The sequence below is a fragment of the Variovorax sp. GW458-11-26-14-LB1 genome (assembly GCF_059423965.1).
Genome location: NZ_JBWKYW010000012.1, coordinates 100,192 through 124,222, shown reverse-complemented (window position 1 = coordinate 124,222; position 24,031 = coordinate 100,192). Strand labels below are relative to the sequence as shown.

General features: G+C 69.8%; 20 protein-coding genes. 3 read left to right on the top strand and 17 right to left on the bottom strand.

Annotated features, from left to right (window positions below; genetic code table 11):
- Window positions 1-64: 64 nt before the first annotated feature.
- Window positions 65-940, top strand: coding sequence for a LysR family transcriptional regulator (locus AC07YS_RS11150; protein ID WP_370869953.1), 876 nt, complete (start codon window positions 65-67; stop codon window positions 938-940).
- 21 nt (window positions 941-961) lie between these two features.
- On the opposite strand, the gene AC07YS_RS11145 is transcribed toward AC07YS_RS11150, so the two are convergent.
- The 4 genes from AC07YS_RS11145 to AC07YS_RS11130 all read right to left on the bottom strand — a co-directional run bounded on the left by AC07YS_RS11145 (window position 962) and on the right by AC07YS_RS11130 (window position 5,071).
- Window positions 962-1,984 (bottom strand): Bug family tripartite tricarboxylate transporter substrate binding protein, encoded by a 1,023-nt coding sequence (locus AC07YS_RS11145; RefSeq protein ID WP_495267707.1) that lies wholly within the window; start codon window positions 1,982-1,984, stop codon window positions 962-964.
- Between the two features lie 85 nt (window positions 1,985-2,069).
- Window positions 2,070-2,753 (bottom strand): hypothetical protein, encoded by a 684-nt coding sequence (locus AC07YS_RS11140; RefSeq protein ID WP_495267706.1) that lies wholly within the window; start codon window positions 2,751-2,753, stop codon window positions 2,070-2,072.
- Window positions 2,754-2,871: 118 nt separating this feature from the next.
- Window positions 2,872-3,720, bottom strand: a complete 849-nt coding sequence (locus tag AC07YS_RS11135; protein ID WP_495267705.1) for an acid phosphatase — start codon at window positions 3,718-3,720, stop codon at window positions 2,872-2,874.
- Window positions 3,721-3,742: 22 nt separating this feature from the next.
- A complete protein-coding gene (locus AC07YS_RS11130; protein WP_495267704.1) occupies window positions 3,743-5,071 on the bottom strand; it encodes a porin in 1,329 nt (442 codons plus the stop codon).
- A 423-nt stretch (window positions 5,072-5,494) separates the two neighbouring features.
- Here AC07YS_RS11130 and AC07YS_RS11125 point away from each other — a divergent pair, with 423 nt between their 5' ends.
- Window positions 5,495-6,223, top strand: a complete 729-nt coding sequence (locus AC07YS_RS11125) for a Crp/Fnr family transcriptional regulator (RefSeq protein WP_082817968.1) — start codon at window positions 5,495-5,497, stop codon at window positions 6,221-6,223.
- 9 nt (window positions 6,224-6,232) lie between these two features.
- Here the strand turns inward: AC07YS_RS11125 and AC07YS_RS11120 are convergent, their stop codons facing one another.
- The 12 genes from AC07YS_RS11120 to AC07YS_RS11065 form a co-directional block, all read right to left on the bottom strand.
- Window positions 6,233-7,279: an AraC family transcriptional regulator gene (locus AC07YS_RS11120; RefSeq protein WP_495267703.1), complete on the bottom strand. Its 1,047-nt coding sequence runs from the start codon at window positions 7,277-7,279 to the stop codon at window positions 6,233-6,235.
- Between the two features lie 21 nt (window positions 7,280-7,300).
- Window positions 7,301-8,296, bottom strand: a complete 996-nt coding sequence (locus AC07YS_RS11115; protein WP_495264049.1) for a Bug family tripartite tricarboxylate transporter substrate binding protein — start codon at window positions 8,294-8,296, stop codon at window positions 7,301-7,303.
- A 43-nt stretch (window positions 8,297-8,339) separates the two neighbouring features.
- Window positions 8,340-9,671: a DUF1254 domain-containing protein gene (locus tag AC07YS_RS11110; protein WP_235926698.1), complete on the bottom strand. Its 1,332-nt coding sequence runs from the start codon at window positions 9,669-9,671 to the stop codon at window positions 8,340-8,342.
- Entirely contained in the window at window positions 9,668-12,028 is a 2,361-nt protein-coding gene (locus AC07YS_RS11105; RefSeq protein WP_495267702.1) for an arylsulfatase, read from the bottom strand. The genes AC07YS_RS11110 and AC07YS_RS11105 overlap by 4 nt, the downstream gene beginning before the upstream one ends.
- Window positions 12,029-12,085: 57 nt before the next feature.
- Window positions 12,086-13,069, bottom strand: coding sequence for a Bug family tripartite tricarboxylate transporter substrate binding protein (locus AC07YS_RS11100; protein ID WP_495267701.1), 984 nt, complete (start codon window positions 13,067-13,069; stop codon window positions 12,086-12,088).
- Between the two features lie 245 nt (window positions 13,070-13,314).
- On the bottom strand, window positions 13,315-14,466 hold the full coding sequence (locus AC07YS_RS11095; protein WP_495267700.1) for an acyl-CoA dehydrogenase family protein: 1,152 nt from the start codon (window positions 14,464-14,466) through the stop codon (window positions 13,315-13,317).
- 26 nt (window positions 14,467-14,492) lie between these two features.
- Window positions 14,493-15,296, bottom strand: a complete 804-nt coding sequence (locus tag AC07YS_RS11090; RefSeq protein ID WP_495267699.1) for an enoyl-CoA hydratase-related protein — start codon at window positions 15,294-15,296, stop codon at window positions 14,493-14,495.
- A gap of 3 nt (window positions 15,297-15,299) precedes the next feature.
- Window positions 15,300-16,130 (bottom strand): SDR family NAD(P)-dependent oxidoreductase, encoded by an 831-nt coding sequence (locus AC07YS_RS11085; RefSeq protein WP_492694887.1) that lies wholly within the window; start codon window positions 16,128-16,130, stop codon window positions 15,300-15,302.
- 26 nt (window positions 16,131-16,156) lie between these two features.
- Window positions 16,157-16,576: a MaoC family dehydratase gene (locus AC07YS_RS11080; RefSeq protein ID WP_492738446.1), complete on the bottom strand. Its 420-nt coding sequence runs from the start codon at window positions 16,574-16,576 to the stop codon at window positions 16,157-16,159.
- Window positions 16,577-16,587: 11 nt separating this feature from the next.
- Window positions 16,588-17,028 (bottom strand): MaoC family dehydratase N-terminal domain-containing protein, encoded by a 441-nt coding sequence (locus AC07YS_RS11075; RefSeq protein ID WP_095744448.1) that lies wholly within the window; start codon window positions 17,026-17,028, stop codon window positions 16,588-16,590.
- A 29-nt stretch (window positions 17,029-17,057) separates the two neighbouring features.
- The gene (locus tag AC07YS_RS11070) at window positions 17,058-18,242 is read right to left on the bottom strand and encodes a lipid-transfer protein (protein WP_495267698.1); all 1,185 of its coding nucleotides are present in this window, start codon (window positions 18,240-18,242) and stop codon (window positions 17,058-17,060) included.
- A gap of 44 nt (window positions 18,243-18,286) precedes the next feature.
- A complete protein-coding gene (locus AC07YS_RS11065; protein WP_495267697.1) occupies window positions 18,287-19,858 on the bottom strand; it encodes a long-chain-fatty-acid--CoA ligase in 1,572 nt (523 codons plus the stop codon).
- 224 nt (window positions 19,859-20,082) lie between these two features.
- Between AC07YS_RS11065 and AC07YS_RS11060 the strand changes: the two genes are divergently transcribed.
- On the top strand, window positions 20,083-21,093 hold the full coding sequence (locus AC07YS_RS11060) for an AraC family transcriptional regulator (protein WP_495267696.1): 1,011 nt from the start codon (window positions 20,083-20,085) through the stop codon (window positions 21,091-21,093).
- A 109-nt stretch (window positions 21,094-21,202) separates the two neighbouring features.
- On the opposite strand, the gene AC07YS_RS11055 is transcribed toward AC07YS_RS11060, so the two are convergent.
- Window positions 21,203-23,914, bottom strand: coding sequence for an FAD-dependent oxidoreductase (locus AC07YS_RS11055; RefSeq protein ID WP_495267695.1), 2,712 nt, complete (start codon window positions 23,912-23,914; stop codon window positions 21,203-21,205).
- Between the last annotated feature and the right edge of the window lie 117 nt (window positions 23,915-24,031).

Below are 24,031 nucleotides of genomic sequence, written 5' to 3'. Positions count from 1 at the left end.
CTCCGCCCGCACCGGGGCGCGCACCGAACGCCCGATCAACCAGCGCGTGCTCCAGGAGGAGTCGATGCGCTACTTCCTGGAGGTGGCGCGCGTCGGCTCGGTCACCGAGGCGGCCGTGCGGCTGAACGTGGCGCCGTCGGCCGTGAGCCGCCAGATCGGCCGGATCGAGCGCGAGCTCGACACCCTCCTGTTCGAGCGCCGCGCCCGCGGCATGGCGCTCAACTCAGCCGGCGAGCTGCTGGCGGCGCACGCGCGCCGGGCCTGGCTCGACATCGAGCGCGTGACCGACGACATCCTCGCGCTGCGCGGCCTGCGCAAGGGCGAGGTGCGCGTGGCCGCGACCGAGGGCTTCGCCTACGAGTTCCTGCCGGCCCTGGTGGCGGCGTTCCAGGCGCGCTGTCCCGGCATCCGTTTCTCGCTCGACATGTGCGTGCAGCGCGAGGTGGCGCGCCGCGTGCGCGAAGGCCTGGTCGACCTCGGCGTGACGGTGAGCCTGGGCTCGGAGCACGGGCTGGACGTCGAGATCCGGCACCCCTCGCCCGTGTGCGCCGTGATGGCGCCTTCGCATCCGCTGGCCGAGCGGCGGCAGGTGTCGCTGGCGCAGGTGGTCCACTACCCGCTCGCGCTGCCGGCGCCCACGTCGACGCTGCGCCAATTGCTCAACATCAGCTGCGCCCGCCAGCGCCTGCCGCTCGAGGCGGCATTGACCAGCGATCACCTCTACCCGCTGGTGCACTACGCGGCGCACGGCCAGGCCGTGACCTTCTGCGGCGAGCTCGCGCTGCGCCAGCAGCTCGAGAACGGCACGATCGTGGCGCGCGCCTTGCGCGACCGCGAGATGAACGAGCGGCATTTCGAGGTGCAGAGCATGGCGGGGCGGCGCCTGCCCGATGCGGCGCGCGCCTTTGTCGAGCACCTGCGCGAGGTGCTCAGCGCCTGATGCGAGGCGCGGGGCCGAAGCTCAGTCGGCCGTGATGTTGTTCGCCTTCACGACGGCGCCCCACATCTTGTACTGGTCGCGGGTCATCGCGCCGAGCTGCTCGGGCGAGCCGCCACCGGGCTCGTCCCCGCGATCGACGATGCTCTTGACGACGGTCGGCTCCTTCAGTGCCGCGTTCATCGCGCTGTTGGCCTTCTTCACGACCTCGGGGCTCAACCCGGGCGGCCCGTACAGGCCGATGAAGGAGATGATGCTGAAGTCCTTGATGCCGCTTTCCGCGGCGGTGGGCACGTTCGGCAGCATCGGCGAACGCTTGTCGCTGGTCACCAGCAGGGGCCGCAGCTGACCCGACTTCACGAACGGCGCGACGACGGAGGTGGCGTCGAACATGGCGTCGAGGCGGCCGGCCATCAGGTCGACCATCGCCGGGCTGCTGCCCTTGTAGGGAACATGGTTCATCGCCGGGTTGCCCAGGCGCTCGCGCAGCAGTTCCATGGTGACGTGGATCAGCGAGCCTGCGCCCCCCGTTCCGTAGTCGATGCCCTTGCCGCTCTTGGCACGCGACTTCACCTCTTCGGCGAACTGCGCGTAGGTCTTGATCGGCGACGTGGCGGGCACCACCAGCACCAGCGGCGACTGCAGCATGATGCCGATGGGGGTCATCTTTTGCGGATCGACGATGCCGAGCTTGGTGTACACGTGCGGCATGATCGTCATCGAGCCGTTGCCCACCAGCAGCTTGTGGCCGTCCGGCGGCGCCTTCATCAGTTCAACCGACGCGATGTTGCCGTTCACGCCGGCCTTGTTGTCGATGACCACGGGCTGGCCAAGCGCGCCCTGCATGCCGTTCGTCAACACGCGGCCGGCGAAGTCGGTCTGCCCGCCGGGCGGGAAGCCGATCAGCAGCGTGACCGATTTGCTGGGCCAGGCCGTCTGTGCCCACGCGGGGCTTGCCCCGAAGGCGCCCAGGCCGAGTGCCGCGGCACCCAGGCAGAGAAGCAGGCGCCGCGGCGCTGCACGAAGGGGCTTGGTGGCTTGGATCATGAAGTCCTCCGATGGGTCGTCTGTGGCACATCGCAGCGCGCCCGCCCGTGGATCGACGCACGGGCCGGGGCGCTGCCCTGCAGGTTCAGTTCACAGCGAAGCAGTACATCAGGCCGGCACTGCCGCTTTGCTTGAGCTGGTCGACGCTGCAGCCCCGCGTGCCGTGCGACGCGTTCCACGAGGCATTGGCGACCGGGTCGGGGTTGGTGCCCTTCTTGTCGTGGTGGCCGACGATGGCCGAGCCGTCGACGCTGCGCGTCCAGTTGCCGCAGGTGGTGTCCTTGCCGGCGGCGGCCGGCGCGAGCGTGCCGTCGGGGCGCGAGCCGGTGAGGATGTCGTGCCGGTTGACCGGGTCGCCGAAGCCGGAGACCACCTCGCCCTTTTCGGTCAGCGAGGTGTCCTTGCCGAGCTTGGCGTTCGCGCTGTGCAGGTCGGCCACGCTGGTGGCCACGACCACGCCCTTGGCGTTGCGCCACGGCCCGGCGCCGATGCGGTCGCGGGCGTTGACGGCGGGCTGGCCGCCCGCTTCGGTGGCGCTCAGGTAGGCGCGCCAGGTCTTGCTGCCCGCACCGGCGCTCGCGGCCAGCGCCTGGCACTGGCGGTCGGCGCCGGCCAGGCCGCCGAGGTCGCCGCCCTTGCCGGGGTTGGCACTCGTGATGAAGAAACTCATCGGGTTGGCGTCCTTGCCCGAAGACATGGCGCCGCATGCAGCGAGGAGTGCGACCGCCGAGGCCGCGGCACCCCATGACAGAACGGAACGATGGCGCATGCGAGGTCTCCTTGGAGTGGTTGGAGTTGGCGAGGCTACCCGCTTCGCACACGCAGCGTTCCCCTCGACAACCCGCACACACGCTGGCCGTGGGCGAGGTGATCGAGGGGGCGCGTGCTCAGGGCGTCAGCGCCGCGGAGCCCGCGATCGCATTCGCCTCGGCCGCGCAGTCGGCCGCGGGCGGAGCGCTGTCCGGGCGGCTGCGTGCCTGCGCGATCTCGTTCTTCGCCGCGCCCATCTGCGCCGTGAACACCGGGTTGGCGTGCAGCCGGCCCACGGTGGCCGCGCCGATCAGGCGTCCCGCTTCGATGTCGCTGCGCCAGTGCACGCCGCAGATGCCGCGGCTTTGCGCGAAGGCGCGGCCGCGCTGCAGCAGCGCGTCCGCGCGCTCCGGCGCGAGCTCCGTCAGCACCAGGGCCCAGGCCCAGCCCAGCGCCGAGTGCCCGGAGGGGTACGAACCGTCCTTGGCCAGGTGCGCTTCTTCCTTCGGCGTGCAGCTGGCGGCCTTCAGCGCCACGAAGGGCCGCGTGCGCTGGTACTTCTCCTTGGCCTTGTAGGTGGCGCCGCCGGCATCGGCCAGCGTGCGCCGCAGCAGCATGTTCAGGTGCGGCGTCTGCTGTTCGGAGATGCGCACGCCCAGCGCGCAGGAGAAGGTGGAGGCCGCCTCCGGAAAGCGCAGGTTGGCATCGCGCACCGCGAGCGCGCCGCGCGGCGAACCCTGCAGCGCGGTGAGGCTGCGGAACGCGGCGACGTCGGCCGCCAGCGCGGCCGAATTCGCCTCGGGCGGCGGCGGCAGCAGCGCGAGGCTGTCGGGCATCTCGGCCGAGGCCAGGTAGCCCTTGAGATAGCCCGACCCCGGGCGTGTTTCGCCGACGTCGGCGGCCGAGGTGGTCGGCGCGGGCGCCGTGGCGCATCCGCTCGCGAGCAGGGCCGCCATGAGCAGCGGCGACAGGTGTTTCAAAGCCATGGGTACCTCTTTTCGCATGCGCTCAGAACGCGTGGCGGATGCCGAAGTCGTAGCCCATCGACGAGCGCGGCGCCCAGCCCGCGGCCTGGGCGGTGCCGCCCGTGAGGTAGGCGGCCGAGCCGCCGGTGATGGCACCCATCACGCCGGGGTTGTTCCAGCCGTCCTTGATGCGGATGCGCGACACCGAGGCGTACAGCGCGGTGCGCTTGGACAGGTTGTGCACGTAGCCCAGCGAGATCTGGTTGGCGGTGGTGTCGCGGTTGCCGTTCAGGCCCCACAGCAGGCTGTTCAGGTCGGTCGCGGCCGGTGCGCCGTTCTTGTACTTCACCGAGGCGTACGACGCGCGGATGAGGCCCGGGCCCACGGGCACGGTCACGCCCAGCATGTAGCCGTTGTACTTGTCCTTGCGCGTGGCGGTGTTCATGAACGGGACCGCCAGGCCCGGCAGGTTCTGCAGCGTGCCCGTCTCGTTCTTGTCCTGCACGCGCGAGACCTCGGCGAACAGCTTGGCGGGGCCGAAGTTGTACGACGCGCCCAGGTTCAGCGCGTCGATCTTGCGCTCCTGCGTGGCGGTCGCGATGCCCAGCGCGTTGAGCGTGGTGCTGTCGGCGGCCGTGCTCTGGCCGTAGGCGATGGTCAGGTCGAGCGGCCCGCTGGCATAGCCCAGGCGGCCACCCACGTAGCGGCCCTTGGCCGACGGCGTGCCGGGCTGGTCGCTGCGCTTGGTGTTCTCGTGCAGCGTGTACTGCAGCTGGCCGTAGACGCCGCCCAGGTTCGGCGGCAGGAAGTAGCCGATCGAGTTGCCGGTGCGGATGTAGTTGTCGGTCGCGGCCACCACGGAGCCGGGGCCGGCGATGGCGGCGATGCGGCTGTTGATGTTGGCGATGAGGTTGGTGCCCACGCCGTTGGTGCCGAAGGGATCGAAGACGGTGTCGTTCCAGAAGGTCGCGGCGTAGTCGCGGCCCAGGCGCAGTTCGCCGAACGGACCCGACAGGCTCATCGTCGAGCGGCGGTTGAAGTTGGTGATGCCCTTGGCGCCGTCGTCGTTGGTGATGCCCGACTCCAGCCAGAAGCTCGCCGCCAGGCCGCCACCGAGGTCTTCCGTGCCGCGAAAGCCGATGCGGCTGCCCGCATAGCCCGAGTTCGACAGCGCGGTCTGGCTCGTCTTCGCACTGCCGCCCGAGGCGTTCGCCGGTGGCAGTGCGAAGGGGTTGGGGCTGTGGTACGTGCTCTTGGACGTGTAGCGGCTGATGCCGACGTCGACGATGCCGAACACGGTCACGGACGATTGCGCCGACGCGGTACCGGCGGCGGTGAGGAGAGCCAATGCGGCCAGGGAGTGATGTTTCATGGCAGGTCTTGCTTTGCTTGCTTCTTCAGGGATGAACGAGTCCGCTGGTGCGCATCGCTGCGTTCCAGGGCTCGGGTGTTCCGAAGGGCGGGTGCCCTTCGGGGACTTCGGGAAAAAGGGGTGCGGCCTCTAGCCGCGCGCGCAGGGCGTGTGGCCGCGCATCACGGCATTCGCATCGCGTCGCGCGAGCCGCGCATGCTGCGCAGGGGCCTCGTCGTTCGCGCATCGCGTCGCATGGGCGACGCAAGAAGCCGGATCAACGAACGCGCCGCGGTGCTGCGAAACAGCGTCAGGCGTGCAGGCAGGGAACGTGCATGTCTCACTTAGGGAGTTCCTCGTTGTTCTTTGATTGGCCAGTCCTATGATAGGAATCGCTGCTCTTCGAATCCGTCAACCAGGCAACAGTTTTTGCTGAGTCATCCCATGGAATACCCGCAACCCGTATCGCAGAGCACAAGGGAAGAGATCGAGCACGGGCTGAGCACGTGCGCGGTGTTTCTCGATTGGCCGAAAGACCGGCTGCGCGAGCTGGCGAACGCCGCGCGCGCCAGGCACTACCGGCGCCGCACGCCGCTCGTGAGCCGCGGCAACCACCAGCGGGAGGTGTTCGTGATCGTGTCGGGCTCGATCGAGATCGCGGCCACCAACGCGGCCGGCGACAAGTACATCCTCTCGGTGCTCGGGGCCGGCCAGATCACGCGCATGGTGCATCTCATCGACGACATGCAGCCCATCTTCGCCTTCGATGCGCGCGCCGATTCGCACATCATCCACATCCCCGGTGCGGCCATGCGGCGCATCCTCGATGCGGAGCCGGTGCTGTGGCGCAGCATCGCCCAGACCATGCTGCGGCGCTATCGCATGAGCGCCGAGATCCTGCAGGACCAGGTGCTGGGCTCGGTGCGCCGGCGCACGGCGATCACGCTGCTCAACATGGTGTATCGCTACGGGGACGCGAGTGGCGCGCCGTGCGACACCGAGCTGCGCGTGTCGCAGACCGACCTAGCGAACATGCTGGGCGTGTCGCGCCAGACCGTCGGCAAGGAACTGGCGCAGTTCAAGGACGAGGGCGTGCTCGGCTGCAACGAGGGCTACCGCCTGGTCACCGTGGTCGACCTGCCCCGGCTGCACCGCATCGCCGCGGAAGACTGAGCTGAAGCCTCAGCACGGCGCGCAGGCCAGGCGGTAGGCGTGCGGGCTGGTGCCGGTCCAGCGCACGAAGGCGTGCCTGAAGTTGGCGGCCTCGCTGTAGCCCAGGCGCTCCGCGATCTCCTCGGTGGTCATGCGGGTCTTGCGCAGGTACTCGATGGCCAGCCGCAGGCGCACCTCGTTGAGGATCGACCGGTACGTGGTGCCATGCGTGGCGAGCCGTCGCCGCAGCGTGCGCGGCTCCAGCGCGAGCGTGCGGGCCATCGACTCGATGCTCGGAAAACGCCACGGCATCTGCTCCACCAGCGTGCGCCGCACCGCCGCGGCGATGCCGCCGGCATGCGCGAGCCCGGCCACGAATTGCTGGCAGCTCTCACTGGCCATGGCGTGCGTGAGCGGATCGTGCAGGCGCGGCGCGCGCGTGCACCAGGCCTCGTCGAACTGCAGTGCGTTGTCGGGCTGGTCGAACTGCACGGGGCACTGGAACCACGCCTCCCAGACGCTGGCGCCGTGCTCGGGCGCGGGGCAGGCCAGGCGCAGGCCCGTGAAGCCGAAGCCATCGCCGTACAGGTCGCGCGCCAGCGTCAGGTGGGCCGCGAAGGTGAAGGCCAGCGCAAAGCGGTAGAGCGGGTCGCGCGGGTCGGGCGACACCAGCACCTCGAAGCTGCAGGTGCCGGGCGCGCGCGCGGGGTCGTGGTGCATGTCGGCCAGCGGCCCGATGGCGCGGCGGTAGGTGATGGCGAACTCGATCAACGCGCTGAAGGTGGGGCTGCTCTGCAATGCATAGCCCCACATGCCGTAGGCCGTGAGGTGCATGCGCGCGCCCGCACGCAGCGCCACCGTGGGGTTGCGTGCCAGCGCGAGCGCATTGCGCAGCACGGTGACCGTCTGCGCATACGACACGCGCGTGCCGGGTTCGCGCAGCGCGGCCTCGTCGAGCTCGCTGCCGGCCAATGCCTGTGCGGCGGGGATGCCGTCCGAGGCCAGCGTGGCGACGACCGCGGCAATGCGCTGCGGGGTGTACACCCGGGGTTCGAAATCGGGAGGCGGGTGATGCACGGTTCTCGGGAAGCGGCGCAATCAGTCCAGCGTGACGCCCGTGGCCCGCGTGAGTTTCAGCGACACGGGCAGGAACGCCTTGTAGGCCGCCGAGGCTTCGGCCGGCGTGTTGCCGATGGGCTCGGCGCCCATGTCCTCGATGCGGCGCTGCACCTCGGGCTGTTTCACCACCGCGGCGACTTCGCGGCTGAGCTTCTCGACGATGGCATCGGGTGTCTTGGCGGGCACCAGCAGCGAGGTCGGCGCCATGAGCATGAACATGTCGTCCTTGTAGCCCTGCTCGGCGAAGGTCGGCACCGTAGGGGCGGCCTTGGCGCGCTGCGCGCCCGGCACGGCGATGGCGCGCAGCTTGCCGGCCGCGACGTAGGGCTGGAAGGTGCTGATGGAACCCACGGTCATCTGGATCACGCCGCTGAGCAGGTCGACCGCCATCGGGCTTTCGCCCTTGTAGGCCGCGTGCAGCGTCTGGGTGCCGTAGGTCTTGTCCATGAAGACCTGCATCTGGTGCGGCTGCACGCCGGGGCCCCAGGAGCCCATCGCGTACTTGCCGGGCGCCTTGCGCACGGCCTCGACGAGGCTCTTGAAATCCTGCGCCGGCACCGAGGGGTGCACGACCATGATCGTGCGCGTGCTCGCGATGTCCGACACGTGGCGCAGGTCGGTGCGCGGGTCGTAGGGCAGCTTCTTGTACAGCGCCAGGTTCGCGGCGATCGGGCCCGGCACCGACAGCAGCACGGTGTAGCCGTCGGGCGCGCTCTTGGCCACGTAGTCGGTGCCGATGATGCCACCGGCGCCGCTGCGGTTCTCCACCAGCACGGGCTGCTTCAGCCGCTTGGCGAGCCCGTCGCCCACCAGCCGCGCGAGCGCGTCGGCCGAGCCGCCGGCCTGGTACTGGACGATGATGCGGATCGGCTTGCTCGGGTAGTCGGCCTGCGCCAGGGCGGCGCCGGCCGCCAGGTGGAGCCCGACGATGCACAGGCCGGGCGCGCGCAGCGCGCGGAAGCGGGAACGGGTCATGAAGTGAGTGCCTTTCGGGTGGGAGACGATGCGGTCGGTGCGGTCAGGGCAGGCGTTTCAGCGCGGGCGGTGCCCAGCGCCCGTCGAGCACCGGCGCCTGCGGCACGTACAGGCGCAGGTTCATGCTGAAGGGGCCGGCGGGCGCGGGCAGCCAGTTCGGGGCCTTGGCCGGGCCCGGCGACGCGTGCTGGATGTACAGGTCCAGCGAACCGTCGGCGTTGAAGGCGAGCGCGTCGCGGTCGCCGATGGCGTAGCGGTTGAGCGCGTTGTCGACGAAGAACTGGTCGGGGCCGTACAGCGTCAGCGACCAGAACGCATCGGCCGGCGGCAGCTCGTGCGCGTCGAAGTGCAGCACATAGCGCGCAGTGCCCGACAGCGGCTGGCCCTCGCTGTCGCAGACCGAGCGCGGGTACATCGCCTCTTCGCGCGGCAGGGCGCCCAGCCCGGCGTAGGCGACGAAGGCGCGCGCCAGGTAGTCGTTGCCGTAGACGCCCACATTGCTGCCGAGGCTCCAGCCGTTGCGCACCATGCGCATCGCCGGTGCGCGCTCGAGCATGCGCCGGTAGGCATCGGGCGCGGCACGCGTCAGGGCGCGTTGCACGGCCTCGGGTGCTTCGGCCAGTGAGAAGCGGCGGCCGGGAACGAGGCCGATGCGTTCCATGCGCAGCAGCAGCGCACCGTCGGTGGCATGCGGCGGGTTGCGCTGGAGCAGTTCGGCGAAGAGCGCGAAGAAGTCGCCGGCGCCGAGCGCGGCCACCTGTTCGACGGGTGGGCGCATGTCCAGCGCTGCATCAACGTGGCCGGCGGGTGGGTCATGGGGCTTGCCCCAGGCCGACAGCGGCACGGCCTCGAAGCCGGCCTGCAGCGTGTGCACGTGGGCGTAGTCGGCCGCGCCGTTGGTCTGGATGCGCCCCACGATCCAGCCCACGTCCGTGGGGCTCACGATGGCGCGCACGCCCTCGGGCAGCGTGCCTTGCCAGCGCGGGCCGACGAGCGCGAAGTGGCCGCCGCCGTTGCCGTTGGTGCGCGTGCCCAGCGTGGCGAACACGTCGGTCCACAGGTCGTAGAACGGAATGACGTGGTAGCGATCGCCCATGTCCGGCAGCGTCAGCACCAGCGGCTCGTCGCCGACGTCGTACCAGATGTTGGAGTACAGCGTGTCGGCGTTGGGACGCACCACGTCCTTGAAGCCGGCGTCGGGGTAGGTGGGCACGTGCACGAAGCGGTTCATCGGCCCGCGCACGCGCGCGCCGTCCGGCTGCGCGACGTTGGTGGCGACGCGGCGCGTCAGCTCCATCACCACCATCGGATAGGCATAGGTGTAGGCCTCGATGCCGATGGCGTAGGCGTCTGCTTCAGTGATCAACGTGCTCACGACTGGGCCTCCGCATAGCGCAGCCAGACATCGTGGATCTGCCCGTCGAAGCCGAACGGCGCACGCTCGAAGTACTCGGCCGCCACCGGCGAGCCCAGGTCGCAGCCGACGTCGAAGGTCTCGCAGGCCGAGAAGATGGCCGTCACCGTGACGCCGATGTCGCACGCCGCCACCTGCACGCCATCGACACGCAGCACGGCGCGCGCGGGCCGCTGGGGCGCCGTGCCGTCGCTCATCGTGAACTCGACCTCGATCGCATGGCGTCCGGCGGCAATGCGCGCGGGCGAACGTGCCTTGAAGCGGTACATGCCGAGCATGTTGTATTCGTAGGCCAGGTGGCCGTCGTCCAGGTACAGGCAGATGCCGCCGTTGAAGCCGCCCAGCGCGAACAGCACGCCGCTCGCGCGCTCGCTCAGCGTGGCATCGACGGTGGCCGTGTGGCTGCGCGTCTTGATGTTGGGCGCGCAGTTCTCCGGAATGCGCGAGATGTCGCCGCTGAAGTGCCACGAGGTATGCCGGGGCGCGATGCGGTGCTGCGGCTTCAGCGTCAGGTGGTAGATCGCGCCCAGCGGATAGACGTGGTTGATGCCCGCCTGCACGGCGAACATCTCCTTCATCTGCGCCAGCTTGGCCGGCTGCGCCTGCGCCAGGTCGTGCGCTTGCGCGTAGTCCTTCGCGACGTGGTACAGCTCCCAGACGTCGTTGTCCGGGTCCCAGGTGGCCAGCCCGGGCGCGGCGCCCGCGACCCACGGAATGCGCGGGCCGAACACGCCCGCGGTCCAGCCGTCGTGGTGCACCATGCGGCTGCCCGCCACCTCGAAGTACTGCACGCCCTTGCGACCCTCGGCCTGCGGATGGGCGAAGGTGTAGGCCATCGAGATGCCGTCCAGCGAATCCTGCCGCACGCCGTTGAGCTCGATGGGCGGCGTGATGCCCAGGATGTCGTAGAGCGTGGGCGCGATGTCGTTGACGTGGTGGAACTGCGCGCGCGGCGTGGTGTCGGGCCGGATGCCGCGCGGCCACGACACGACCAGCGGCGTGCGCGTGCCGCCGAAGTGCGCGGCGATCAGCTTGGTGCTCTGGAACGGCGTGGAGCCGGCCCAGGCCCAGCCGGCGTGGTACATGTTGTCGGTCTTGCGTCCGCCCAGTGCGTCGAGGCCGCCCAGGCCTTCCAGCAACTCGAGGTGCTGCGAGATCTTGGTGGAGATGCGGTTCTGCGCCAGCAGCTCGACCACGGTGCCGTTCTGTCCTTCGGCGCTGCCGCCGTTGTCGCTGAACACGAAGAACACCAGCGTGTTGTCGCGCAGCCCGAGCTGCTCCAGCTCGTCGACGACCTTGCCGATCTGCGCATCGGTGTGCTCCAGGAAGCCCGCGTAGACCTCCATCAGCCGGCGCTGGAACGGGCGCTCGGCCTCGGGAATGCTGTCCCAGCTGGCAAGCGTCTCGGGCCGGGGCGTGAGCTCGGCGGTCTCGGGGATCCAGCCCATCGCCTTCTGGCGCGCGAAGGCGCGTTCGCGGTAGGCGTCCCAGCCGTCGTCGAACTTGCCCTTGTACTTGTCGGTCCATTCCTTGAAGACGTGGTGCGGGCCGTGCACCGCGCCGGGCGCCCAGTACATCAGGAAGGGCTTGTCGGGCGTGATGGCGCGGTGGCGGCGCAGCCAGCCGCAGGCCTTGTCGGCCATGTCCTCGCTCAGGTGGTAGCCCTCGTCGCGCGGCGGCTCGATGAGCGTGGTGTTCTCGACCAGGCGCGGCTCGTACTGCGAGCTCTCGCCGCCCAGGAAGCCGTAGAAGTGGTTGAAGCCGTGGCCCGTGGGCCAGCGGTCGAAGGGGCCCATCTGCGTGGTGAGGTTGGCCGGCGTGTTGTGCCACTTGCCGAACGCGGCCGTGTTGTAGCCCCAGGCCCCGAGCACCTCGGCCAGGGTGCCGGCGCTCTTGGGAATGACGCCCACGTAGCCGTCCCAGTCGGTGGCGTATTCGGAGATGTGGCCGTAGCCCACGCGGTGCGCGTTGCGCCCCGTCAGCAGCGACGCGCGCGTGGGCGAGCACACGCCGCAGTTGTGGAAGGCGTTGTAGGTGATGCCGCTGCCGGCCAGCCGCGTCAGCGTGGGCGTGTGGATCTCGCCGCCGAAGGTGTCGGGGTGCGCGAAGCCGGCGTCGTCGAGCATCACGATCAGCACGTTCGGTGCATCGTCGCGCAGGTGCGGCACCGCCTTGCGCCGCTCGTGCGTGGACTCCGACAGCTTGCGCCCCGCGATGCTGGCGCTGGGCGGCGCGTCGAAGGGCAGGTGGCTGCCCTGGCCGGGCAGGGTGTTGAAGCCGCCGAGCGTGGCGGACGGGTTGGATTTTTCTTGTGTCATGGGGATGTTCTCCGGGACGCGCGAGGGCAGGGCCCCGGCGTCGTGGTGGATCGGGCGTCAGTCCAGCGTGACGCCGATGGACTTGACCAGGGCGCTCCAGTCCTGCAGATCCTGGCGCAGGACCTCCTTGAACTGCTCCGGCGTGGGGCGCGGCAGGTCGGTGAAGTTGAGTTCGCGCAGGCGCTGGGTCACGGCCGGGTCCTGCAGGGCGCGGTAGATCTCTTCGTTCAGGCGCTTGACGATGGCGGGCGGCGTCTTGGCCGGCACGAAGAAGCCGTACCAGGTGTAGTTCTTGAACGGGAACCCGGCCTGCGTCATCGTGGGCACGTCGGGCAGCATCGGCAGGCGATCGGGGCCGCTGTAGGCCAGGGCCTTGACCCGGCCGGCCTTCACCACCTCGATGGTGGAGGAGATGTCGGCGAAGCCAGCGTCCACCTGGCCGCCCATGAGGTCCTGCACGCAGGGGCTGCTGCCCTTGTAGGGCACGTGCAGCAGCGAGATGCCGGCCTGCTTCTTCAGGCTTTCCATCGTGAGGTGGCCGCCCGAGCCATTGCCCCACGAGCAGTAGTTCAGCTTGTCGGGGTTGGCCTTGGCATGGGTGACGAAGTCCTTGAGCGTGTTCGGCGGCAGGTCCTTGCGCACCAGCAACAGGTTGCCGCCGCGGCCCACCTGCGCGACGGGCGCGAAGTCCTTGAGCGGCTCGTAGGGCAGCTTCTTGTAGAGCGCCGGATTGATCACCATCGTGGCGGCGTAGGTGAACAGCACGCGCGTGCCGTCGGCCGGCCCCTTGGCGACGAAGTCGACGCCCAGGATGCCGTTGGCGCCGGCGCGGTTGTCGACGATCACGCTCTGCTTGAAGGCCTTGCCCAGCACGTCGGCGAACAGCCGCGCGATGAGGTCGGTGCCGCCGGCGGGCGGCGTGGGCACGACGATGGTCACCGTCTTGCCCGGGTAGGCGGCGCCGTCTTGCGCCGTGGCCGTGCCGGCGAGGGCGAGAAGGGCCAATGCGGTGAGTGCCGGCCGCAGCAATGTCCTGTTCACGGGAATGTCTCCTTGGGAATGGGTCGCGCAGGCCCCGCGCCTCCGGGCGCGTCCCCCGTTGCGACAGGGGGTGGGACTGCGTCTCCATGCTAGGAAACAGCGGCCATCGATTCCGTCAACCAGCCGACAGATTCGCCGACACCGGCTCGGGGAATACCCTCTGGCTCAGCCGGAGGCGGGCCGTATGTCGACCGGCGAGGGCGCGTTGTCGTTCCGTGGTCGCGCGCACCCTCGACGGGGTACTGTCATGCGCCGAGCTTGCGCGCGATCAGGTCCTTCATGATCTCGCTCGTGCCGCCGTAGATGCGCTGCACGCGCGCGTCGGCATACATGCGTGCGATCGGGTACTCGACCATGTAGCCGTAGCCGCCGAACAGCTGCAGGCATTCGTCCAGGACCTTGCCCTGTTGCTCGGTGCACCACAGCTTGGCCATGTAGGCGGCCTCCTGGTCGAGCGTGCCGTCGACCATGCGCTGGATGCAGTCGTTGACGAAGGTGCGCACGACGTGCGCGAGGGTCGCGCACTCGGCGAGCTTGAAGCGCGTGTTCTGGAAATCGAACACGGCCTGCCCGAAGGCCTTGCGCTGCTGCGTGTACTCGACCGTGAGCTCCACCGCGCGTTCGATCACCGCGGCGGCCGGCACGCACAGGAACAGGCGCTCGTAGGAAAGCTGGCTCATGAGCTGCACGAAGCCGTCGCCTTCCTTGCCGCCCAGCAGGTGGTCGGCCGGCACGCGCACGCCGTCGAAGAAGAGCTCGGCGGTGTCCGACGCATGCTGGCCCAGCTTCTCGAGCCGGCGTCCCACGCGAAAGCCCGGCAGGTCTTCGGTCTCCAGAACGATCAGCGACACGCCGCGGCTGCCCGCCTCGCCGGTGCGCACCGCCACCACCAGCAGGTTGCCCGTGAAGCCGTTGGTGATGAAGGTCTTGGCGCCGTCGATCACGTAGTGGTCGCCGTCGCGCCGCGCGCGCGTGCGCAGCGCCTTCAGGTCTGAGCCGCAGCCGGGCTCGGTGAGCGCGATGCCGGCCAGCATCTCGCCGCTGGCGAGCTTCGGCAGCCAGCGTTGCTTCTGCGCCTCGGTGCCGTAGTCGAGGATGTAGTGCGCCGCCAGGTTGTGCACGCCGGTGTTGGCGGGAAACTCGGCCTTGGCCAGCTCGTCCTGCACCACCATCTGGCAGGCCAGCGAGGCGCCGGCGCCGCCGTAGGCTTCGTCGAGTTCGGGCAGCAGGAAGCCCATCTGTCCGAACGGGCGCCAGGCCTCGCGCGGAATGAAGCCCTGGCGGCGCCAGCCGTCCAGGTGCGGCGAGAGCTCGCTCGCGATATAGCGGCGCACCTGTTCGCGGAACGCGTCGGTGTCTTCGTCCATCCAGCGATGGCGATACAGCTGTGGAAGCATGGTGTTCTTCGAGGTCGGTCAGTCAGTCAGTGGGTCGATCGATCGGCCTTGGCGCGGGCCAGGAAGCGCGCGCAGGCGTCGTTGAAAAATTCACCGGCCACGTGCCGGCGCTGGGCCGTGCATTCGTCGCTCAGTTGCCGGGCCAGCGTGTTGTTGCTTGCCGCGTCGATCAGCTGCCGCGTATCGCGCAAGGCGGCGGCCGATGCAGCGGCCAATCGCCTGGCGATCGCGTGGGCTTCTTCGAGCAGCACGGCATCGTCGACGCAGCGCCAGACGAGGCCCCATTGCTCGGCCTTTGCCGCGTCGATGCGTTCGCCGAGCAGCGCCATGCCGAGCGCGCGGCTGCGCCCGAGCAGGCGGGGCAGCGACCAGGTCGCACCCAGGTCGGGCACGGCCCCCAGCTGCGGCACCTGGGGCACCAAAAAGTAGGCCGAGCGCGCCGCGAGCACGACGTCGGCCGCCAGCGCAATGCCCACGCCCGCGCCCACGCAGGGGCCGTTGACGGCGGCCACCACCGGCACCGCGCAGTCGGCGATGGCCTGCGTGATGGGGTTGCCCACCTCCTGCATGCCGCGCCCGATTTCTTCCTGCGCATGGGCCGGCCCGCCGGCGAGCACGTCGCCGAAGTAGCCGATGTCGCCCCCGCCGGAAAAGGCGCGGCCCGCGCCCGTCAGCACGATGGCGCGCACGCGCGCGTCGGCCGCGCTGTCGCGCAGCGCCGCCAGCAGGGCTTCGAGCAGCGGCGGTGCCAGGGCGTTGAGGGCGTCGGGCCGGTCGAGCGTGAGCGTCGCGATGCCCTCGTGCACCTCGCGCCGGACAGCGGCGGTCATCGCTCAGAACCCCGTGAGGCCGCCGCTGCACACCAGCGTCTGGCCGCTCACGTAGTCGGACTCGGGAATGCACAGCAGGTACACGGCGCCCGCCGCTTCTTCGGGCGTGCCGCCACGGCCCAGCGGAATGCCGCGTTCCATCGCGGCCATGAGGTCGGGGTTCACGCCCACCTTGATGTCGCGTCCGTCGATGTTGGCGGTGCCGCCGTCGGCGGCGTTGCCGGTCAGGCGGGTCTTGATGAGGCCGTAGGCCACGCAGTTGACGGTGACGTTCATGCGGCCCCATTCCTTGGCCAGCGTCTGCGTCATGCCGGTGATGCCGGCCTTGGCCGCCGCGTAGTTGGTCTGGCCCGGGTTGCCGAACAGGCCCGCCATCGACGAGATGTTGACGACCTTGCGCACCACGCGCTGCCCGGCTTCGGTTTCCGCCTTGCCGAGCGCGCGGATCACCGGCTGCGCCGCGCGCAGGATGCGAAACGGCGCCGTCAGGTGGCAGTCGAGCATCGCGTACCACTGCTCGTCGGTCATCTTCTGGATCACGTTGTCCCAGGTGTAGCCGGCGTTGTTGACGACGATGTCCAGGCCCTTGAATTCGCTCACGGCCGTGCCGACGAAGCGCTCGGCGAAGTCGGTCGCGTTGACGTTGCCGACGCAGGCCACGGCCTGGCCGCCGGCCTCGCGGATGGCCTGTACAGCCTCCTGCGCGGGTTCGGCGTCGAGGTCGTTGACGACGATGCGGGCGCCTTCGCTGGCGAGCTTGAGCGCGATCGAGCGGCCGATGCCGCGGCCCGAACCGGTGATGAGGGCGACCTTGCCTTCGAGTTTGTTTGTCATGGTGTTCTTTCCGGGATGTTGGGTGGTCAGGGCAGGGCGACGAAGGCTTCGCCGACGATCTTGGTCTGGCCGAACTGGTTGGTGCTTTGCAGTTCGATGCGAACGCCGCGTTCGCCGTTGCGCTCGGTCTTCTCGACGATGCGGCCGCTGCAGCGCATGGCGTTGCCCAGGTGCGTGATGCCCTGGAAGCGCGCCTCGAAGTGGCGCAGCCGGCTTTGCGGCGCCCACTGCGTGAGCACGCGGCCCAGCCAGGCCATGCCCAGCATGCCTTGCGCGAACACGTCGGGCATGCCCGAGCGGCGCGCCATGTCGGTGTCGATGTGGATCGGGTTGTGGTCGCCCGAGGCGCCGGCAAAGAGCGCGAGCGCGGTGCGGTTCACGGCTGGCAACTGCACGGCCGGAAGTTCGTCGCCGACCTGCACGGAGTCGAAGGTGGGGGAGGTCATGGGGTGTTCCTTCAGTGGCGGCAGACGATGACCGTGCGCAGCTCGGCCACGAGTTCGTCGCGCTGGTTGGTGGCGCGCGAGGTCTTCACGACGAATTCGAGCGCGCCGTTCTTCTTGTCGTAGATGTCGCTGACGGTGGAGCGCACCGTCACCGTGTCACCCACGCAGGCGGGGCGGTGGTAGCTGAAGCTCTGCTCGCCGTGCAGCAGCTTGGCCAGCGGAATCTGCAGGTCGGTGAGCAGCTGGTCCGAAGCACCCGAGTCCAGTTCAGCAGCGAACAGGAAGGTGGGCGGTGCCGGCAGGTCGGGGTAGCCGGCATCGCGCGCGGCGGCGGCATCGGTGTAGACCGGGTCGGTCTCGCCGATGGCCTTGGCGAAGAACTGCAGCCGGCTGCGCTCGATGGGCAGCACCGACGTGGGCAGCGCGTGGCCGATCCATTTCTTGTCGATCATGAGAGGGTCTCCTTGGGTTGTCGTGGGGTTCAGATGCGCTCGTACAGCGTGACCACGCAGGCGCCGCCGAGGCCCAGGTTGTGCTGTAGCGCGAGCCGCGCGCCTTCGACCTGGCGCTTCTCGGCCGTGCCGCGCAGCTGCTGGACCAGCTCCGTGCATTGCGCAAGACCCGTGGCGCCCAGCGGATGGCCCTTCGACAGCAGGCCGCCCGAGGGGTTGGTGACGACCTTGCCACCGTAGGTGTTGTCGCCATCGACCACGAACTTCTCCGCGCCGCCGACCGGGCACAGGCCCAGCGCTTCGTAGCTGATGAGTTCGTTGTGCGCGAAGCAGTCGTGCAGCTCGACCACGTCGATGTCCTGCGGGCCGACACCGGCCGCGTCGTAGACCTTCTGCGCTGCTTCCTGCGCCATGCTGAAGCCGACCACCTCGCGCATGTCGCGCGCCTCGAAGGTGATGGGCCGGTCGGTGGTCATGGCCTGCGCCTTGATGCGCACGCTGCGATCGAGGCCGTGGCGCTGCGCGAACGCGTCCGAGCAGACGATGGCGGCCGCCGCGCCGCAGGTGGGCGGGCAAGCCATCAGCCGCGTCATCACGCCGGGCCACATCACGGGCGTCGCGAGCACTTCGTCTTCGGTGACGACGGTGCGGAACAGCGCCACCGGGTTGTTCGCGGCATGGCGGCTGGCCTTGGCGCGGATCTTCGCGAAGGTCGACAGCTGCGTGCCGTACTGCTGCATGTGCGCCAGGCCCGCGCCGCCGAAGTAGCGCAGCGCCAGGGGAATGTCGCTCTCGCCGACCAGGTCGTCGGTGGCCGTGTCGAAGCGTGCGAAGGGGCTGGGCTTGTCCTTGAACACCGAGCCCAGCGCGCCGGGGCTCATCTGTTCGAAGCCGAGCGCCAGCACGCAGTCGGCCGCGCCGCTGGCCACGGCCTGGCGCGCGAGGAACAGCGCGGTCGAGCCGGTGGAACAGTTGTTGTTGACGTTGACGACCGGGATGCCGGTCATGCCGACTTCGTAGAGCGCGCTCTGGCCGGCGGTCGAGTCGGCGTACACGTAGCCCACGTAGGCCTGCTGCACCAGCTCGTAGCCGATGCCGGCATCGGCCAGCGCACGGCGCGTGGCGTCGGCGGCCATGGCCTGGTAGGGCGCGCTGGCACCCGGCTTGGTGAAGGGGATCATGCCGACCCCGGTGACGAAGACATCGCGGCTCATGGGAATTTCCTGTGGGTTGAGAGAAAAGAAAGACGGCGACGCGCTCATGCGACGTTGCGCTGGCGGCCCTGCCAGAAGGGCTCGCGCAGCTGGGTCTTGAGCACCTTGCCGGCGCCCGACATCGGCAGCGTGTCGACGAAGGCCACGCTGCGCGGGCACTTGTAGCCAGCGATCAGCGTCTTGCAGTGGGCGACGATGTCCGCGGCTTCGGCGCTCAGTCCCGGCTTGAGGACCAGCACCGCGTGCACGCTCTCGCCCCATTCGTCGCTGGGGATGCCGATCACCGCGCAGGCCGCGACGGCGGGGTGCTGGGTGACGGCGTTCTCGACCTCGGCCGAGTAGACGTTCTCGCCGCCGCTGATGATCATGTCCTTGATGCGGTCGACGACGAAGATGTAGCCGCCGTCGTCCATCCAGGCGCCGTCGCCGGTGTGCATCCAGCCGTCGCGCACGGCGGCGGCCGTCTGCTCCGGCTTGCCCCAGTAGCCCTGCATCACGTTGGGGCCGCGCACCGTGACTTCGCCCACCGTGCCGCGCGGCACCTCGAGGCCGGCGGGGTCGACGATGCGTACTTCCATGCAGACGCTCGCGCGCCCCGCGGAGCGGTGCCGCCCCAGGCGGTGGCCCTCGGCCGTGTACGAGCTGGGCGGGTTGATCGTGGCCAGCGGCGCCAGCTCCGTCATGCCGTAGCCCTGCACGAAGTCCACGTGGGGAAGGGCGGCCATCGCGCGTTCCAGCACGGCCTCCTGCATCGGCGACGCGCCGTAGAAGATGCACTTCAGGCTGGCGAGGTCGCGCGGCTCCTTCATCGCGGGGTGGTCGACCAGCATCTGGATCATCGTGGGGACCAGCAGCGTGTTGGTCACGCGGTCGCGCTCGATCGCATCGAGCACGCCCTGCGGCGTGAACATCGGGATGATCGTGTGCGTGTTGCCGGCGGGCCAGTGCGGCATGGCCAGGCCCATGTCGCCCAGGTGGAACATCGGTGCGGCATGCAGGTAGTTGCCGCCGGACGGTGCCAGGCCTTCGGCCTGCATCGCCATGGCCGAGCTGCACAGGTTGGTGTGGCTGAGCATCACGCCCTTGGGAAAGCCCGTGGTGCCGCCGGTGTAGAAGATGCCGGCCAGGTCTTCGTCGCGGCGAACCGCATCGGGCACGGGCGAGGTTGCGGCCAGCAGCGTCTCGTAGCCGTGCATGCCGGGCGGCAGTTCGCCGTCGTGCTCGCCGCTGCTGCAATAAATGACTTCGCGCAGGCTCCTGGATTCGCCGCGCATCTTCTCGACCATCGGGCGGAAGGCCTCGTCGACCAGCAGGATGGTGGAGCCCGAGTCTTCCAGCGAATAGAGAATCTCGGCGGCCGACCAGCGGATGTTGCAGGGGTTGAGCACGCCGCCGCCCCAGGGCACGGCCATCTGGTATTCGAGGTAGCGGTCGGAGTTGAGCGCCAGCATCGCCACGCGGTCGCCCGGCTTCATGCCCAGCTGCTGCAGGGCGCCCGCGAGGCGGGCGACGCGCTCCACGAACGCGCGGAAGGTGCGTGTGCGGCCGGCAAAACGCACGGCCACCTTGTCGGGACTCTGCTGCAGGGCGCGGTGCAGCGACTGGGTCATGTACATGGCGTTGTCTCTCGTTTGGTTCTTGGTCTGGGTTTCGCAGACCCTGGCCTGCGTGGCCCATGTTAGGAACCGATCGCCCTCGGCACGATGCCGTTTTGCGTTGTTCGGATGGCAGAACATCGCAATCTGCGCGGCGCGCGATCGGGCCACGCGGCGCTTGCATGACAGGCACGCGCCGGTGCACAGTCGGCCCGGCAACATCCACGCGACGCGGCCCGCCTTCGATGCTTCATCCTCCCCAAACGGTTTCCATCAGCTTCGTGCACGGCATCCTGTCCGGGGTGCGTGCGCGCGGCCAGCCGCTCGAGCCTTTCCTGGTCGAGGCCGGCATCGCGCCCGGCCTGCTCGGGCAGTCGGACGCGCGCGTGACGACGCAGCAGTACGCGAGGCTGTTCCGCGTGCTGACCGAGCGGCTGGACGACGACTTCATCGGGCTGCTGAGCCGCCCGCTGCGGCGCGGGAGCTTCGCGCTGATCGCGCGCTCGGCGCTCGGCGCTCCCACGCTGCAGGTGGCGCTTCGCCGCGCGGCGCGCACCTTTCGCCTGCTGCAGGACGACGTGGTGCTGGAGCTGGTGTGCCGGGCCGAGCTGGCCGGCGTGGTGGTGCGCTTCACCGAACCGGGCGCGAGGCCGACGGTGTTCCTGCAGGAGGTGCTGCTGCGCACCGCGTGGCGCCTCATGGCGTGGATCGTGGGCGGCCAGCTGCCCGTGGTGCGCTTCGACTTCGCGTTCGGGCCGCCCGCGCATGCCGGCGGCTACGGCAAGATTTTTCCGGCGCCGCAGCAGTTCGATTGCGAGCTGTCGGCGTTCTGGTTCGACGCGGCACGCCTGAAGGACGTGGTGCGTCGCGACGAGGCCGCGCTGCATGTCTTCCTGGCCGATGCGCAGGCCCACATGATCGTGCCCAGGCGCACCGACGAGGGAATCGGCGCGCGCGTGCGCAGCCACCTGCAGCACGCGCAGCCCGCATGGCCGGACCTCGTGGCGACGGCCGCCGCGCTGCATGTCACGGTCTCCACGCTGCAGCGGCGGCTCGCGCTGGAGGGCACGTCGTTCCAGGCGCTGAAGGACGAGCTGCGCCGCGACACGGCCATCCAGCGGCTGAGCACGAGCACCGTGCCGCTGGCGGAGCTGGCCGACGAGCTCGGGTTTGCCAACAGCTCCGCCTTCCAGCGCGCCTTCAAGTGCTGGACGGGCAGCGCGCCCGGGAGCTACCGCCGAAGCGGCGGTTTGTGATCGACGTCGCGGATGTCAGCCATCCGACACCGACACCGACACCGACGACGGCCGCCGTCCAGGCTGGGAGATGAAGCCGGCCGCCGGGACCGGCGACCCGCCGCACAGGCTAGGCCGCCAATGCCACCGAATGCTGCTGCCAGTCCCCACGCTCCAGCAAGGCGGTCATCGCGGAGACCGGCGCGTGCTCGCGCACGGCCGGAATGACCTCGTCCGCCTCGTCCGGCGATCCGACCAGCACCGCGCCGACAAGCCGGCCCTCGGCGACCACCAGCTTGCGATAGATGCCCTGCGCAGGCTCGGACTGCGTCAACTCGAATTCGCCGGGCCGCGCGGCGTGCACGGAGCCCGCGGAGCGGACGTCGATGCCCGAGACCTTCAGCGCGGTCACGGGCACATGGCCGCGATAGACGCGCTTGCCGCCCAGCGCATTGACGGCCGCAATTTCTCCCTGCTCGGCCGCCACGGCCCACAGGGGGATCGAGTGGCCCTCGAACTCGGCCACATCGCCCGCGGCATAGACATGGGGGGCACTGGTGCGCATCTGTGCGTCGACGATGATGCCGCGGCCGAGCGCGAGGCCGGCCGACTGCGCGATGTCGACGTTGGCGCGCACGCCGGTGCACACCACGACCACGTCGGCGGGGAGCTGGCGTCCGTCCTTGAGCACGAGCCGCGCCACGCGGCCCTCGCTGCCCGGCTCCAGCCGCGCGGCGTCGGCACCGGTCATGACATGGATGCCCTGGGTTGCCAGGTGCGCTTCCAGCAAGGCACTGGCCGGGGTGTCGATCTGCCGGTCCAGGATCTGGCCGCTGTTCGACAGCACCTGGACCTGCGCCCCGAGCTGTGCCAGGGCCTGCGCGGCTTCCAGGCCGAGCAAGCCGGCGCCCAGCACGACCGCGCAGGTGCCGTGGAAGCGCTGCATGTAGTCGCGGATCGCCATCGCGTCGTCGGCATCGCGCAGCACAAAGCTGCCTTCGATGCCGTAGCCGTCGAGCGGCGGGACCCATGCCGAGCTGCCCGAGCACAGGATCAGCCTGTCGTAGCCCAGCGTTTCCCGGGTCGCCAGCGTGAGCTCGCGACGCTGCGTGTCGACGCCCGACACATGCGTGTTGAGCCACGCGGTGACACGGTGCTCGGCATACCACTGCTCGGGCAGCAGGTGCAGGCCCTGGACACCCGTCGGCATGCTGATCAGCTTGGCAATGGCCATCCGGTTGTAGGCGTTGTGGTTCTCGCGGCCGATGAGGTGGATCTCGCAGTCGGGGTGGCGACGCCGCACATGGTCGGCCGCGGTCAGGCCGGCCACGCCGTTGCCCACGATCACGACGCGGCGGATCGACGCATCGAAGGGCACGACCTCGGGCTTGCGTGTCTCGCGCGCCGCCGGGGTCGCCTCCCGCTTCAGGTCGATGCGGATGGGCCCGGCATTGCGGATGCGCGCCATGCAGGCCAGGCGCGTGCCGTCGGCGCAGCCGAGCCGGGCCAGCGTCGCCCGCTCGTCGCTGCCGATGGGGGCGAGCCGTTCGCCGCCCGCCACGACGGCGATCGGGTCGGCGCCGCACACGCCGGAACGACAGCCGGCGTTGATGGGGGCGCCGCAGTCTTCGAGCGCTTCGAGCAGGGTCTGGCCCTTGCGGATGGGGGTCTTCGTGCCGGTGGGATCGATGCAGAGTTCGGCCGGCTGCGGGGACGCATCCGCCGGCGCGGCCGCAGCGGCCTCGTTCTCCGGCGGGGCTGCAACCGGCGCCTTGCGCGCGGCGTCGTTTGGGCCGCGGTGCAGCCGCATCGTCTCGATGACGATCGGCGCCAGCCGGGAGCCGTCCCGGACACCCTTGCGCAATTCACGGCGAAGGAACAGGCGCTCGACATGCAGCGACCGCGCGATCCACGTCAGGCTCGCGATGATCGTCAGGCCGCGCAGCGTGGCGACGACTTCGGGGGCGATGGCCATGCCGCTCAGGCTGCTCAAGGTGCTGACGACCAGCGGGGCGGTGAACCAGTAGTACAGCGAGAACGCGGCCGCCGCGAAGAGCACCGGCGACAGGTTGCGCGTCTTGCTGCCCAGCAGTTCGATCAGGTTGAAGAGCGTCAGGCTGGCGGCCATGTAGACCAGCATCTGCATGACCGTGGAGACCGGGCCGATCTCGGCGGGCGAAGGCACGAGGTAGTAGCCGAGGATCAGGCCCGGAAAGACGCCTGCGAAGAAGCTGCGGAAGTTGCGGTACGCCGGGTTCGGGTCGTACTGGTCGGCCAGGTAGGCCGCGCCGGGGTTGAGGTCGTAGCAGTTCTTGGCGCAGCCCACGCACGGTTCGCAGTGCGTGTTGGCGATGCGGATGAACGGCGTCTGGCCGTACAGCCGCTGCACCGGCAGCAGGGGGCAGATGCTGCTGCACCAGCCGCTCTTGCCCTTGAACAGCAGGCCGCCGATGAGCGCCGCCCCCATGGCTGCCGCCAGCAGGCCGGCGGTGGCCATGCCGTTGCCGTTGAACAGCAGCTTGCGCGCGACGACCGCGCAGATCAGCAGGCCGATGCCGATCGGAAATGCCGCACCCTGCGACAGGCGGCGGCTCGTGAGTGCGCGCGTGATGCCGAGCCTGCGGGGGATCTGGTTGATGGCGGCCAGCGGGCAGACGTTGCGCCACAGCCCGGGGGCCAGCATGAACACGAGCGGGAGCGACGGCACGATCAGCCCCCAGAACAACGGCATCGCGGTGGCGGGCCGCAGCGCCAGCATGACGGCCAGGGCCAGGGCCGAGGCGATGCTCACCACGCGCAGCGCGCGCCACACCGCTTTCGGCACGATGGTCGGCAGCTGCATGAAATTGGCGAAAACGAGAGCGGGAGAGGGCTTGAACATGGTTCGGTGGTACCTGCGTGAGAAGGTGTCGCCATTCATGCCCCGGGGGGACGCTGCGACAGTGGTGGCGCCATCGGT

What these genes read in the sequence shown, in the direction of transcription:
- AC07YS_RS11150 (WP_370869953.1), top strand. Translation starts at nt 65, where the DNA reads ATGCGCTACTTCCTGGAGGTGGCGCGCGTCGGCTCGGTCACCGAGGCG.
- AC07YS_RS11145 (WP_495267707.1), bottom strand. Translation starts at nt 1,984, where the DNA reads ATGATCCAAGCCACCAAGCCCCTTCGTGCAGCGCCGCGGCGCCTGCTT.
- AC07YS_RS11140 (WP_495267706.1), bottom strand. Translation starts at nt 2,753, where the DNA reads ATGCGCCATCGTTCCGTTCTGTCATGGGGTGCCGCGGCCTCGGCGGTC.
- AC07YS_RS11135 (WP_495267705.1), bottom strand. Translation starts at nt 3,720, where the DNA reads ATGGCTTTGAAACACCTGTCGCCGCTGCTCATGGCGGCCCTGCTCGCG.
- AC07YS_RS11130 (WP_495267704.1), bottom strand. Translation starts at nt 5,071, where the DNA reads ATGAAACATCACTCCCTGGCCGCATTGGCTCTCCTCACCGCCGCCGGT.
- AC07YS_RS11125 (WP_082817968.1), top strand. Translation starts at nt 5,495, where the DNA reads ATGGAATACCCGCAACCCGTATCGCAGAGCACAAGGGAAGAGATCGAG.
- AC07YS_RS11115 (WP_495264049.1), bottom strand. Translation starts at nt 8,296, where the DNA reads ATGACCCGTTCCCGCTTCCGCGCGCTGCGCGCGCCCGGCCTGTGCATC.
- AC07YS_RS11105 (WP_495267702.1), bottom strand. Translation starts at nt 12,028, where the DNA reads ATGACACAAGAAAAATCCAACCCGTCCGCCACGCTCGGCGGCTTCAAC.
- AC07YS_RS11095 (WP_495267700.1), bottom strand. Translation starts at nt 14,466, where the DNA reads ATGCTTCCACAGCTGTATCGCCATCGCTGGATGGACGAAGACACCGAC.
- AC07YS_RS11090 (WP_495267699.1), bottom strand. Translation starts at nt 15,296, where the DNA reads ATGACCGCCGCTGTCCGGCGCGAGGTGCACGAGGGCATCGCGACGCTC.
- AC07YS_RS11085 (WP_492694887.1), bottom strand. Translation starts at nt 16,130, where the DNA reads ATGACAAACAAACTCGAAGGCAAGGTCGCCCTCATCACCGGTTCGGGC.
- AC07YS_RS11080 (WP_492738446.1), bottom strand. Translation starts at nt 16,576, where the DNA reads ATGACCTCCCCCACCTTCGACTCCGTGCAGGTCGGCGACGAACTTCCG.
- AC07YS_RS11075 (WP_095744448.1), bottom strand. Translation starts at nt 17,028, where the DNA reads ATGATCGACAAGAAATGGATCGGCCACGCGCTGCCCACGTCGGTGCTG.
- AC07YS_RS11070 (WP_495267698.1), bottom strand. Translation starts at nt 18,242, where the DNA reads ATGAGCCGCGATGTCTTCGTCACCGGGGTCGGCATGATCCCCTTCACC.
- AC07YS_RS11065 (WP_495267697.1), bottom strand. Translation starts at nt 19,858, where the DNA reads ATGTACATGACCCAGTCGCTGCACCGCGCCCTGCAGCAGAGTCCCGAC.
- AC07YS_RS11060 (WP_495267696.1), top strand. Translation starts at nt 20,083, where the DNA reads ATGCTTCATCCTCCCCAAACGGTTTCCATCAGCTTCGTGCACGGCATC.
- AC07YS_RS11055 (WP_495267695.1), bottom strand. Translation starts at nt 23,914, where the DNA reads ATGCAGCTGCCGACCATCGTGCCGAAAGCGGTGTGGCGCGCGCTGCGC.